The organism is Arthrobacter sp. 05T45, from assembly GCF_056395875.1.
This window is the reverse complement of the sequence record NZ_JBFTKI010000002.1, coordinates 220,533-233,155: the sequence shown is the minus strand read 5'-3', so window position 1 is coordinate 233,155 and position 12,623 is coordinate 220,533. Positions and strand designations below refer to the sequence as shown.

The 12,623-nt window shown below is 67.4% G+C and carries 11 protein-coding genes; 5 read left to right on the top strand and 6 right to left on the bottom strand.

Annotated features, from left to right (window positions below; all coding sequences use genetic code 11):
* Positions 1-198 precede the first annotated feature (198 nt).
* The 5 genes from gap (at position 199) to AC1DGD_RS03735 (ending at position 4,190) form a co-directional block, all read left to right on the top strand.
* Positions 199-1,209, top strand: a complete 1,011-nt coding sequence (gap, locus tag AC1DGD_RS03755; protein WP_028276841.1) for a type I glyceraldehyde-3-phosphate dehydrogenase — start codon at positions 199-201, stop codon at positions 1,207-1,209.
* A gap of 10 nt (positions 1,210-1,219) precedes the next feature.
* Positions 1,220-2,446, top strand: a complete 1,227-nt coding sequence (locus AC1DGD_RS03750; RefSeq protein WP_476855935.1) for a phosphoglycerate kinase — start codon at positions 1,220-1,222, stop codon at positions 2,444-2,446.
* A gap of 108 nt (positions 2,447-2,554) precedes the next feature.
* Positions 2,555-3,370 (top strand): triose-phosphate isomerase, encoded by an 816-nt coding sequence (gene tpiA / locus AC1DGD_RS03745; protein WP_018772995.1) that lies wholly within the window; start codon positions 2,555-2,557, stop codon positions 3,368-3,370.
* A 48-nt stretch (positions 3,371-3,418) separates the two neighbouring features.
* Entirely contained in the window at positions 3,419-3,676 is a 258-nt protein-coding gene (gene secG, locus AC1DGD_RS03740; RefSeq protein ID WP_018772994.1) for a preprotein translocase subunit SecG, read from the top strand.
* 118 nt (positions 3,677-3,794) lie between these two features.
* A complete protein-coding gene (locus tag AC1DGD_RS03735) occupies positions 3,795-4,190 on the top strand; it encodes an RNA polymerase-binding protein RbpA (protein ID WP_079549567.1) in 396 nt (131 codons plus the stop codon).
* On the opposite strand, the gene pgl is transcribed toward AC1DGD_RS03735, so the two are convergent.
* The 6 genes from pgl to tkt form a co-directional block, all read right to left on the bottom strand.
* Complete coding sequence (gene pgl / locus AC1DGD_RS03730; RefSeq protein WP_290370274.1) at positions 4,143-4,961, bottom strand: 6-phosphogluconolactonase; 819 nt, start codon at positions 4,959-4,961, stop codon at positions 4,143-4,145. The genes AC1DGD_RS03735 and pgl overlap by 48 nt on opposite strands.
* Positions 4,951-5,892 carry a glucose-6-phosphate dehydrogenase assembly protein OpcA gene (locus tag AC1DGD_RS03725; protein WP_028275501.1) on the bottom strand — a complete coding sequence of 314 codons (942 nt, stop codon included), beginning with the start codon at positions 5,890-5,892 and terminating at the stop codon, positions 4,951-4,953. The genes pgl and AC1DGD_RS03725 overlap by 11 nt, the downstream gene beginning before the upstream one ends.
* On the bottom strand, positions 5,889-7,451 hold the full coding sequence (zwf, locus tag AC1DGD_RS03720) for a glucose-6-phosphate dehydrogenase (protein WP_476849618.1): 1,563 nt from the start codon (positions 7,449-7,451) through the stop codon (positions 5,889-5,891). Before zwf ends, AC1DGD_RS03725 begins: the two co-directional genes overlap by 4 nt.
* A 15-nt stretch (positions 7,452-7,466) precedes the next feature.
* Positions 7,467-9,101, bottom strand: coding sequence for a glucose-6-phosphate isomerase (locus tag AC1DGD_RS03715; RefSeq protein WP_476855934.1), 1,635 nt, complete (start codon positions 9,099-9,101; stop codon positions 7,467-7,469).
* Between the two features lie 6 nt (positions 9,102-9,107).
* Positions 9,108-10,223, bottom strand: a complete 1,116-nt coding sequence (gene tal, locus AC1DGD_RS03710) for a transaldolase (RefSeq protein WP_476855933.1) — start codon at positions 10,221-10,223, stop codon at positions 9,108-9,110.
* Between the two features lie 63 nt (positions 10,224-10,286).
* The gene (gene tkt, locus AC1DGD_RS03705) at positions 10,287-12,404 is read right to left on the bottom strand and encodes a transketolase (RefSeq protein WP_476856040.1); all 2,118 of its coding nucleotides are present in this window, start codon (positions 12,402-12,404) and stop codon (positions 10,287-10,289) included.
* Positions 12,405-12,623: the final 219 nt, after the last annotated feature.

The window sequence follows — 12,623 nt, the reverse complement described above, 5'->3', positions numbered from 1 at the left end:
CGGACTGCCCCTGCACTTGCGGGGGCAGTCCCGGTTAAACGTAAGATGGATCACGGAAGGCGGTTAGCCTTCAGCAATGTGGCTGGTCGCCCTCCGATCTGGTAATTATCTCTGCCCAATGGCGTGCGGGATCTGTTAGTTGGCTTGAACGCCTTCTCAACTAGTCGTGCTCGCAAGAGCACCAAGGAGACTGAAAACGTGACGACCCGTATTGGCATCAACGGCTTTGGCCGTATCGGCCGCAACTACTTCCGCGCCGCCCTCGCACAGGGCGCAGACCTCGAGATCGTTGCGGTCAACGACCTCACCAGCCCGGAAGCCCTCGCTCACCTCTTCAAGTACGACTCGGTGGGCGGCCGCCTGGCCGAAACCATCGAGGTCAAGGACGGCAACATCGTCGTCGACGGCAACATCATCAAGGTCCTCGCCGAACGCGATCCCGCGAAGCTGCCCTGGGGCGAGCTCGGCGTCGACATCGTCATCGAGTCCACAGGCTTCTTCACGAAGGCCGCCGATGCGCAGAAGCACATCGACGCCGGCGCCAAGAAGGTCCTGATCTCCGCCCCCGCGTCGGATGAGGACATCACGATCGTGATGGGCGTCAATGACGGCCTGTACGACAACGCCACGCACCACATCATCTCCAACGCCTCCTGCACCACCAACTGCCTCGGCCCGCTGGCCAAGGTCATCAATGACGCCTTCGGCATCGAGCGTGGCCTGATGACCACCATCCACGCCTACACCGCCGACCAGAACCTGCAGGACGGCCCGCACAAGGACCTCCGCCGCGCCCGCGCCGCCGCCATCAACATGGTGCCCACCTCCACCGGTGCGGCCAAGGCAATCGGCCTGGTCCTGCCGGAGCTCAAGGGCAAGCTCGACGGCTACGCCATCCGCGTGCCCGTTCCCACCGGCTCCGCCACGGACCTGACCGTCACGGTTTCCCGCGAGACCACGGTCGCCGAGGTCAACGCCGCCCTCAAGGCAGCATCGGAGACCGAGGAGCTCAGGGGCCTGCTGACCTACACCGACGAGCCGATCGTCTCCTCCGACATTGTCGGCGACCCGGCATCGTCCATCTTCGATTCCGGCCTGACCAAGGTGATCGGCGACCAGGTCAAGGTTGTGTCCTGGTATGACAACGAGTGGGGTTACTCCAACCGCCTCGTGGACCTCACGGAGCTTGTAGCGTCCAAGCTGGGCTAGGGTAAGACTCATGACATTTCACACCCTCAACGAACTGATCGCTGATGGTGTCCGCGGGCGGTACGTTCTGGTCAGAAGTGACCTGAACGTGCCGCTCGACGGCTCTACAGTGACTGACGACGGCCGCATCAAGGCCTCCCTGCCAGTGCTGGCGAAGCTCACGGACGCCGGTGCCCGCGTGCTGGTCACAGCACACCTCGGCCGCCCCAAGGGCGCGCCGGAGGAGAAGTACTCCCTCAAGCCCGCAGCCGCACGGCTGGCCGAGCTTGCCGGGTTCAAGGTCTCCCTTGCCGCCGACACGGTTGGCGAGTCGGCCAAGGAGCTTTCCGCGGCGCTGCAGGACGGCGAAGTGCTGGTCCTGGAAAACGTGCGCTTCGACGCGCGGGAGACCTCCAAGGACGATGCCGAGCGCGGCGCCTTCGCGGACGAGCTGGTCGCCCTCACCGGTGACAACGGCGCCTTTGTCAATGATGCCTTCGGTGCGGTGCACCGCAAGCACGCCAGCGTGTACGACGTCGCCACGCGGCTGCCGTCCTACCAGGGCGACCTTGTCCGCACCGAGGTCGAGGTGCTGCGCAAGCTCACCACCGACACCCAGCGGCCATACGTCGTTGTCCTCGGCGGCTCCAAAGTCTCCGACAAGCTCGCTGTGATCGACAACCTCCTGGGCAAGGCGGACACGATCCTGGTGGGTGGCGGCATGCTGTTCACCTTCCTCGCCGCCGCGGGTCACAAGGTCGCGGGCAGCCTGCTCGAAGAGGACCAGATCCCCGTCGTCCAGGACTACCTGAAGCGCGCCGCCGACGCCGGTACCGAGTTCGTCGTGCCCACCGATCTTGTGGTGGCGGGCAAGTTCGCCGCCGACGCCGAGCACGAGACCGTTGCCGCCGACGCCATCGAGTCGGGCAGCTTCGGAGCCCAGGGCATCGGGCTGGACATCGGGCCGGTCTCGGCAGCGGCGTTCGCGGAACGGATCAAGGACGCCCGGACGGTGTTCTGGAACGGGCCCATGGGCGTGTTCGAATTCGCGGCCTTCGCCGGCGGTACCCGGGCCATCGCCCAGGCCCTGACCGAGACGGAGGCATTCACCGTGGTTGGCGGCGGCGACTCGGCGGCAGCGGTCCGGACACTCGGCTTCGCCGATGAGGCGTTCGGCCACATTTCCACCGGCGGCGGCGCAAGCCTGGAGTACCTTGAAGGCAAGGAACTCCCCGGCCTGAGCGTCCTCGACCGTTAGAAGCACTGACCGCTAAAAGCACCGGCATTTGAGCCGGCAGGGTGCCCTCCGCAGGGAACCGGGCGCCCTGCCGGCTGCTCCCACACACCAAGAACTCCTGGAGATCACGTGACCACGTCAACCAACGGTAAATTCGACCGCAAGCCCTTCATCGCCGGCAACTGGAAGATGAACATGGACCACGTCCAGGGCATCACCCTCCTGCAGAAGCTCGCGTGGACCCTGTCCGACGCCAAGCACGACTACAGCCGGGTGGAGGTCGCCGTCTTCCCGCCGTTCACGGATCTCCGCGGCGTCCAGACCCTGGTTCAGGGCGACGAGCTCGCCGTCGTCTATGGCGGCCAGGACCTTTCCCAGTTCGACTCCGGCGCCTACACGGGCGACATTTCCGGCCAGTTCCTCGCCAAGCTTGCCTGCAGCTACGTCCTGGTCGGCCACAGCGAACGCCGCACCATCCACAACGAGTCCGACGCCGTGCTCAACGCCAAGACCAAAGCCGCCTTCCGGCATGGCATTACTCCGGTCCTCTGCGTCGGTGAAGGCCTGGAGATCCGGCAGGCCGGCACCCACGTGGACCACACCCTCGCCCAGCTGCGCGCCGGCGTCGAGGGCCTCACCCCGGAGCAGGCCGCCGAGCTTGTAGTCGCCTACGAGCCCGTGTGGGCCATCGGCACCGGCGAGGTCGCAGGCCCGGAGGACGCGCAGGAAATGTGCGCCGCCATCCGTGCCGAACTGTCCACCCTCTTCGGAGCAGACGTCGCCGCCAAGACCCGCCTGCTGTACGGCGGCTCCGTCAAGGCCAACAACGCGGCCTCGATCCTGAAGGAGCGCGACGTCGACGGCTTGCTGGTCGGCGGTGCCAGCCTGGACGCTGCCGAGTTTGCTAATATTGTCAGGTTCGAGAGTCACCTGTTGACGGATTAGTCCGGACACAGCCTGACCCCCGCAATCCAATCCTTCTGAAAGGCCGTCGTGGACGTTCTTCATGTCATTCTGCAGGTCCTCCTGGGCATCACCAGCCTCCTGCTGACGTTGCTCATCCTGCTCCATAAAGGACGCGGAGGCGGCCTGTCCGACATGTTCGGCGGCGGCATGAGCTCGGGCCTGAGCTCCTCCGGCGTCGCGGAACGGAACCTCAACCGGTTCACGGTCATCCTGGGAATCACCTGGGGCGTGGTGATCATCGCCCTCGGCCTGCTCATGCGGTTCAGCACAGGCGCCGATTCCTAGGACGCCCGTCCGACAACTTCATATGGGGTCCTTATGGCCCTCCCGGCATCGGGAACTCACGAACTACACTGTGGCTGTCGTCTTGCACTTCCACCAGCCAAGTAGCCAGGAGTTCCCGATGCTGCATTCTGCTTCCGGATTCAAAGGAATCCGTGTGGGCGCCACCGAGGGGGCAACTCCCCGCCACGAACCACTGAACGGGGCCGGCGTACGCCAGCCCCGTATTCGTGTATCGTTCCGGTGCGCCAAGGGCCATGAAACCTCGCTCGTGTTCGCACAGCTTCCGGAGGAACAGATCCCCGGAGTTTGGGACTGCCGGCGCTGCGGCGGCACCGCAACCCGCGACGAATCAAAGTTTGCCCTGGAGGAAACGCCAACAGAAGGCTTCAAGACGCATCTGGAATACGTTAAAGAGCGGCGCTCCAGCCAGGACGCCGAAGACGTGCTGGCTGGAGCGCTGGAACGTCTACGCTCCGGACGGACCCTTCCGGACGAGCTGCTCCGGGACCCGTGAGGCCGCGTCCTCGTCAATCAGCCACAGCGTTTCCCGGCGGCCGCGCGGCCCCGCGGCGGGCACCTGCACGGGATTGGCGCCGGCCAGGGCCAGCCCTACGGCGCCGGCCTTGTCATCACCGGCCACCACCATCCACACCTCGGATGCCGTGTTGATCGCCGGCAACGTCAGCGACACCCGCGCCGGCGGCGGCTTGGGGGAGTTGTGGACGCCCACGACAGTCAGTTCCTTCTCCCGGATGCCGGCCTGCTCCGGGAAGAGCGAGGCGACGTGCGCGTCCGGCCCCACGCCGAGGAGGACAATGTCCAGGCGGGGAAGCCGCGCCGGCTGTTCCGGCCTGTCGTCGGACATGTCCGCGGCGTGCTCACCGGCCGCCGCCTCGGCGAGCCGGCGGGCATAGTCGGCCGCGGCGTCGTCCGGGCTGTCGAAGTCATCGGTGGAACCGGGCACATGGACGCGCGCCGGATCAACATTGATGTGGGACAGGAGGGCGTCCTGGGCCTGGCGGGCGTTGCGCTCGGCGTCGCCGGCCGCCACGAAGCGCTCGTCACCCCACCAGAAGTTCACCTTGGACCAGTCGACGGCCCGCGCCGCGGGCGATTCGGCCACGGCCCTGAGCGAGCCGATGCCCATCGTTCCCCCGGTAAGCACCACCGTGGCCTCGCCGTGCCGGTCCTGGATATCCACCAGCTTGGTAATCAGGCGGGCTGCGATCGCCGCCATCAGAACGGTCGAGTCAGGATGGATGCTTACTCTCGGGTCAGCGCTCACTGGGACGGACACTCCTTAGATTGGTACGCGGCAGTCCCATAGTAATCACTTCACCGAAGACTTCGTCCGGATCCAGGCGGCGGAGTTCTTCGGCCAGGCAGTCCTTGAGGCTGCGGCGGGGCAGCGAGATCCGCTGGGCGGGCTGGCCGGGCTGGGTCAGTTCGGCGATGGTGAGCCCGGGCCGGAAGAGCTGGATGTCGCCGCCGGGCCGGGTCAGCCGGACGCGCCGGATGCCGGTTCCGGCCGGATCCGCCACGATCGTCACGGGAACGTCCAGGGCCAGGGTGAGCCAGGCTGCGAGAAGCACGGTGCTGGGTGAGTCCGAGGCGCCCTCGACGGCCACGGCCGTCACCGGCGAGTCGTCCACCTGGTCCAGGACCGCGGCCAGCTGGATGCGCCAGTTGGTCAGCCGGGTCCAGGCCAGGTCCGTGTCGCCGGCCTTGTACGTGCGGCGGATGTTCTCCAGCGCCGCGACCGGGTCCGCTTCATTGGCCGAGTCGGTGATCCGGCGGTGCGCGATGCCCCCGACCGAGGTCTGGCACGCGTTCCTGGGCGCGCCGTGCGGCCACCAGGCCACGATCGGGGCGTCCGGGAGCAGCAGGGCCGCGACGAGGGATTCGCTTTCCTCGGCGAGTTCGCCGTAGCCGCGCAACAGGATCACCTCGGAGGCGCCGGCGTCGCCGCCGACGCGGATCTGGGCGTCCAGCCGGGTTGGGGCCGAGGCCCCGGCGTCGGCGAGGACGATGATCCGGCACGGGTGTTCGCGGCTGGCCTCGTTGGCGGCCTCGATGGCCTCCTCTTCCAGCCCGGAGCGGGTGACGACCACGAGGGTCAGGACCCGGCCCAGGGCGATCACGCCGCCCTGCTCGCGCAGGGCCATGATCTTCTTGGAAATTTTGGAGGTGGTGGTATCGGGAAGATCTACGATCATGGCCTTCTCCAGGTTCGTCCGTCGCGGGCTAGGAGCTCATCGGCCGAGGCGGGGCCCCAACTGCCGGGAGCGTAGGGCTGGGGCTGTTCGTCCAGGCCGGCCCAGTATTCCTCGAAGGGATCCAGGATCTTCCAGGACAGCTCAACTTCCTGGTGCCGGGGGAACAGCGGCGGCTCGCCGAGGAGCACGTCCAGGATGAGGCGTTCGTAGGCTTCGGGACTGGACTCGGTGAAGGAGTGGCCGTAGCCGAAGTCCATGGTGACGTCGCGGACCTCCATCTGGGTGCCCGGAACCTTGGAACCGAACCGGATCGTGGCGCCCTCGTCAGGCTGGACCCGGATCACCACGGCGTTCTGGCCGAAGTCGTCCTCGCCGTGGTCCGTGAAGAGCAGGTTTGGTGCGCGCTTGAACACGACGGCGATCTCCGTCACCCGGCGCCCCAGCCGCTTGCCGGCGCGCAGGTAGAACGGCGCGCCGGACCAGCGGCGGGTGTTGATGTCCACCCGGATCGCGGCGAACGTCTCGGTCTTGGAATCGGCCGGGATGCCCTCCTCCTCCAGGTACCCGAGGACTTCCTCGCCGCCCTGCCAGCCACCGGTGAATTGCCCGCGGGCAGAGTGGGAGGAGAGGTCCTCGGGGAGCCGGACGGCGGCGAGGACCTTTTCCTTCTCGGCACGCAGGTCGTCCGCGTTGAAGGAAATCGGTTCTTCCATCGCCGTCAGGGCCAGCAGCTGCAGCAGGTGGTTCTGGATGACGTCGCGGGCCGCGCCCACGCCGTCGTAGTAGCCTGCCCGGCCGCCGGTCCCGATGTCCTCGGCCATGGTGATCTGGACGTGGTCCACATAGTTGGCGTTCCAGAGCGGCTCGAAGAGCTGGTTGGCGAAGCGCAGTGCCAGGATGTTCTGCACCGTCTCCTTGCCCAGGTAGTGGTCGATCCGGAACACCGCGTCCGGCGGGAATACCGACTCGACGATGTCGTTGAGCTGCCGGGCAGACTCGAGGTCGTGTCCGAACGGCTTTTCGATCACCACGCGGCGCCAGTTGTCGCCCGCGGCCTGGGCCAGGCCGTGCTTGGAGAGCTGACGGCAGACCTGTTCGAAGGCCTTCGGCGGGATCGAGAGGTAGAACGCGTGGTTTCCCCGCGTCCCGCGCTGTTCGTCGAGCTCATCGATCGTGTCGGAGAGCCGCTTGAACGCCTCGTCGTCGTCGAACTCGCCCTGCACGAAGCGGATGCCCTCGGAGAGCTGCTTCCAGACCGTTTCATCGAACGGGGTGCGGGCGTACGCCTTGACGGACTCCTTGACCTCCGCGGCGAAGTCCTCGTTCTCCCACTCGCGGCGGGCAAAGCCCACCAGCGCGAAGCTCGGCGGCAGCAGCCCGCGGTTAGCGAGGTCATACACGGCGGGCATGAGCTTCTTGCGGGCGAGGTCCCCGGTCACCCCGAACAGGACCAGCGACGCCGGTCCGGCAATACGGTTCAGACGGCGGTCACGGGGGTCCCGGAGCGGATTGCGCCCCCGGCCGGCCGTGTTCCTGCCGCCGTTGTAGGTTTCTGGCATGGTTGCGTGGGTGCCTTAGCTTTCAGTGGAGGATGCTGCCTGGCCGGCAAGGGAGGTGATGAGCTCCTGGAGCTGCTTCACACCCGCGGCGCGGTCGGTCAGGTGCAGCCGGAGGACCGGACGGCCATGCTCGGACAGGACCTGGGCGTCGCCCGCGGCCTGCGCCGAGATCAGCTCGCCGAACGTGAACGGCCGGTCCGGGATGGCCAGGTCAGCCGCGGATGCGGCCGTGACCTGCAGGAAGACGCCGATCGCGGGTCCGCCCTTGTGGAACTGGCCGGTGGAGTGCAGGAACCGCGGGCCCCAGCCAAAGGTGACCGGGCGTCCGCTGGCCGCGGCCAGTTCGTCCCGGACGCCTTCGAGGCTGGCATAGGCCAGCCGGTCGAAATAGGCCTGGACGCTGAGGTAGTTGTCCGGGCCGAGTTCGCCCAGCAGGGCGCTGACGGCCTCGGCCGCGGTGCCGGCGTTGCCGAGCCATTCCCCGCCGCGGACCTCGATCGCGCCGTCGGTGAAATTCGCCGGCGTCGGAGCGGGCTGTGCGTCCAGCAGGCCGCGGGCGGCGATCTTCGCTGCCTCGACGTCCGGCTGGTCGAACGGGTTGATGCCGAGCAGGCGGCCGGCCACGGCGGTGGCGAATTCCCACACCATCATCTGCGTGGCCAGGCCGCCGGCGATGGCGACCTCGTTCTCGCCGAGCTGCACGTCGGCATCCGCCGCGACGAGCCGGATGACCAGGACATCGGGGGCGCCGAGGGTGGCTTCCGGGGAGGCAGGACCGGCTACGACCGGCAGCACGCCGGTGCCGAGCTTGCCCGTGGATTCGGCGATGAGCTGCTCGGCCCAGTCGGCGAAGCCCACGATCCCGGATCCGTCCTCCGCGATGACGATCTTGTTGCGCAGCKGGGTGGTGCCGCCCAGGGCGGTGCCGAGGGCGAGGCCGATGTTGTCTTCCGAGTCCTCATTGAGGATCTCGGCGGCTTCTTCGGCCTCATCCAGGAAAGCCTGGATGTCGACGCCGGCCAGCCCGCACGGGACCAGCCCGAAGGCGGTCAGGGCCGAGAAACGGCCGCCGACGTTTGGATCTGCATTGAATACGGCGCGGTAGCCGGCCTCCCGGGAGGCCTTGTCCAGCGGCGACCCCGGGTCGGTGACGATGATAATGCGGCTCTTCGCATCGATCCCGGCATCGGTGAACGCCTGCTCGAAGATCCGGCGCTGGGAATCGGTTTCCACAGTGGAGCCGGACTTCGACGAAACCACGATCGCGGTTTCGTCCAGCCGGTCCGCCACCGCGGCACTGACCTGTTCGGGGTCGGTGCTGTCCAGAACAGTCAGCTCGACGCCAGCGGTGCCCGCGATGACTTCAGGCGCCAGCGAAGAGCCGCCCATGCCGCAAAGGACGATCCGCGTTACGCCCTCGGCCTTCAGCGCGTCGCGGAGTTCGAGAATGTCGCCGACCAGCGGCTGGGAGACGGAAGCCGCCTCGACCCAGCCCAGCCGGACAGCGGATTCCTGCTCTGCGTCCGGACCCCACAGGGTGTGGTCCTTCGCGAAGATCCGGGTGGCGATGCGGTCTTCCAGCAGTGCCGGGAGGTGCTGCTCATGTGCCTGGCGGGCTGCGCCGGTGGCGTCGTAGCTGAGTGTGCTCATGGTGGGTTAGGAAGCCTTCCGTGCAGAGGCCAGGGCGCCTTCGACGTCACCCAGCAGTTCCTTCCAGCTGGCCACGAACTTGTCCAGGCCTTCGGATTCGAGCAGGGCGACGACGTCGTTGTAGGAAATCCCCAGCGCGTCGAGGGAGTTCAGCGTGGCGTTGGCGTCGTCGTAGCCGCGGGAGACGGTGTCGCCCGTCACGGTGCCGTGGTCGAACGTCGCGTCGAGTGTCTTCTCCGGCATCGTGTTGACGACGCCGGGGGCGACGAGTTCGGTGACGTAGAGGGTGTCCGGGTAGGCCGGGTCCTTCACGCCGGTGGAGGCCCACAGCGGGCGTTGCGGCAGGGCGCCGGCCTCGGCCAGCAGGGCCCAGCGTTCGGTGGAGAAGAGCTCCTCGTAGACCTGGTAGGCCAGGCGCGCGTTGGCCAGGCCGGCCTTGCCCTTGAGTGCCTTGGCTTCCTCGGTGCCGATGGCGTTGAGGCGCTTGTCGATTTCGGCATCGACGCGGGAGACGAAGAAGGACGCGACCGAGTGGATCTTGGACAGGTCGTGGCCGTTGTCCTTGGCCTGCTCGAGCCCGGACTGGAAGGCGTTGATCACGGCGCGGTAGCGTTCCAGCGAGAAGATCAGGGTCACGTTGACGCTGATGCCCTCGGCCAGGGTGGCGGTGATGGCCTCGAGGCCTTCGAGAGTGGCCGGGATCTTGATCAGGACGTTGTCCTTGTTGACCTTCTTGTACAGGTGCTTCGCTTCGGCGATGGTGCCTGCGGTGTCCCAGGCCAGGCGGGGGTCGACCTCGATGGAGACACGGCCGTCGACGCCCTTGGTGGCCGTTGCGACGGGGGCGAACAGGTCGCAGGCGTCGGCGACGTCGGTGGTGGTGATTTCGAAGACGGTCTCTTCGACGGTGGCGCCGGCGGCGGCCTGGGCGGCGATCACGGCGTCGTAGTCGTGGCCGGCGGTGATGGCGGCGTGGAAGATCGACGGGTTGGTGGTGACGCCAACGACGTTCTTCTCTTCGATCAGCTTGCGCAGGGTGCCGGTCTGGAGGCGGCCGCGGGAGAGATCGTCGAGCCAGATCGAGACGCCGGCGTCGGAGAGCTGCTGGGTGGGGGTAGTCATTTCATAACTCCTGGAAATCATGGGTTCCGGGGGCACAGCGTCCCCCGGAACCGTGGTGGTGGATCAGTTGGTGAGGCCGGCGAGGGATTCCTTCGCGGCGGCGGCGACTGCTTCTGCCGTGATGCCGAATTCCTGGAAGAGGCGCTTGTAGTCCGCGGACGCTCCGAAGTGCTCCAGGGAGATGGAACGGCCGGCATCGCCGACGAATTCCTTCCAGCCCAGGGCCAGTCCGGCTTCGACCGAGACGCGTGCCTTCACGGCCGGGGGCAGCACGGCGTCGCGGTAGGCGGCGTCCTGCTTGTTGAACCATTCCACGCAGGGCATGGACACCACACGGGTGGGGATGCCCTCGGCCTGCAGCGCTTCGCGGGCGTTGACGGCGAGCTGGACCTCGGAGCCGGTGCCAATCAGGATGACCTGGGCTTCGACGGTGGAGCCGTCCTTCGACGCCTCGACAAGGACGTAGCCGCCCTTCTCGACGCCGGCGGTGGAGCCGAAGGTGTCGCCGTCGGCCACGCCGGTGCCGCGGGCGTAGGTGGGGATGTTCTGCCGGGTCAGGACGATGCCGGCGGGGTTTTCGTGGTTTTCCAGCATGGCCTTCCAGGCCGCGGCCACCTCGTTCGCATCTCCCGGGCGGACGACGTCCAGGCCCGGGATGGCGCGGAGGGAGGCGAGCTGCTCAACGGGCTGGTGCGTGGGGCCGTCCTCGCCCAGGCCGATCGAGTCGTGCGTCCAGACATACAGCGACGGGACGCCCATGAGGGCGCCGAGCCGGATCGCGGGGCGCTGGTAGTCGGAGAAGATCAGGAACGTTCCGGAGAACGCCCGGGTGCGCCCGTGCAGGGAGATGCCGTTCACGATCGACGCCGCGGCGTGCTCGCGGATGCCGAAGTGCAGGACCCGGCCGTAGGGGTTGCCCTTCCACGCCGCGGTGGACCGGGACGTGGGGATGAATGAGGGCGAGCCCTCGATCGTGGTGTTGTTCGACTCCGCGAGGTCGGCGGAGCCGCCCCAGAGTTCGGGCATGACCGGGCCGATCGCGTTCAGGACCTTCCCGGAGGCGGCCCGGGTGGAGACGTCCTTGCCGGCTTCGAAGACCGGCAGGGCGGCTTCGAAGTCGCCCGGGAGCTTCTTCGCCTCGACGCGTTCCAGCAGTGCAGCGGACTCGGGGTTGCCGGCCTGCCACGCCTCGAACGAGGCCTGCCAGTCGGCGCGGGCGGCCGCGCCGCGGTCCTGGACGGCGCGGGCGTGGGCCAGGACGTCCTCGTCGACCTGGAAGGCACGTTCCGGGTCAAAGCCCAGGACCTTCTTCAGGGCTGCGACTTCCTCAGCGCCGAGGGCGGAGCCGTGGATCTTGCCGGTGTTCTGCTTCTTCGGCGCCGGGTACCCGATGATGGTCCGCAGGGAGATGATGGAGGGTTTGCCGGTTTCGGCCTTCGCGGCGAGCAGTGCTGCGTGCAGTTCCTGGACGTCTTCGACGTATTCGCCGGTCCGGGTCCAGTCGACCCGCTGGGTGTGCCATCCGTAGGCCTCGTAGCGGGCCAGGACGTCCTCGGTGAACGCCACATCGGTGTCGTCCTCGATCGAGATGTGGTTCTCGTCGTAGATCACCACGAGGTTGCCCAGTTCCTGGTGACCGGCGAGTGAGGACGCCTCGGAGGTGACGCCTTCCTGCAGGTCGCCGTCGGAGGCGATCACCCAGACGGTGTGGTCGAACGGGCTCGTGCCGGCGGGAGCGTCGGCGTCGAACAGGCCGCGCATCCGGCGCTGGGAATAGGCGAAGCCGACCGCGGAAGCCAGGCCCTGGCCCAGCGGGCCGGTGGTGATCTCCACACCCTTGGTGTGCTTGTACTCCGGGTGGCCCGGGGTCAGCGAGCCCCAGGTCCGCAGCGCCTCCAGGTCCTTCAGTTCCAGGCCGTAGCCGGAGAGGAACAGCTGGATGTACAGGGTCAGGGACGTGTGACCGGGGGACAGGACGAACCGGTCGCGGCCCAGCCAGTCCGGATTCGCCGGGTCGTGGCGCATCAGCTTCTGGAACAACAAATACGCGGCCGGAGCCAGGCTCATCGCCGTCCCCGGGTGGCCGTTTCCGACCTTCTCCACCGCATCAGCGGCCAGCACCCGGACGGTGTCCACTGCGCGCTGGTCCAAGTCAGTCCATGACAGTTCTTGCTCTTCCAAATGTGGCACGAAAACCGGGCCCCTCTCTGTGCTGACGGCCGGCGGTACGCTCTTTTCCCGCCCGGGCACAGTTCGGTGCCCGCTGCGGTTCGTACCAGCCGTTCACCATCGAAACGTTGATCTATCATTCAGACGCAGATGCAGAGCCGCGTGTTCCGGCAAGTGCCTAAATGCGTGCCCGTGTGCGCTGATCTAATGACAGCCTAGTCCCATTCCACT

Excerpts from the sequence above, each read along its gene's own strand:
- AC1DGD_RS03750 (WP_476855935.1), top strand. The coding sequence starts at position 1,220 with ATGACATTTCACACCCTCAACGAACTGATCGCTGATGGTGTCCGCGGG.
- AC1DGD_RS03735 (WP_079549567.1), top strand. The coding sequence starts at position 3,795 with ATGCTGCATTCTGCTTCCGGATTCAAAGGAATCCGTGTGGGCGCCACC.
- AC1DGD_RS03725 (WP_028275501.1), bottom strand. The coding sequence starts at position 5,892 with ATGATCGTAGATCTTCCCGATACCACCACCTCCAAAATTTCCAAGAAG.
- zwf (WP_476849618.1), bottom strand. The coding sequence starts at position 7,451 with ATGCCAGAAACCTACAACGGCGGCAGGAACACGGCCGGCCGGGGGCGC.
- tal (WP_476855933.1), bottom strand. The coding sequence starts at position 10,223 with ATGACTACCCCCACCCAGCAGCTCTCCGACGCCGGCGTCTCGATCTGG.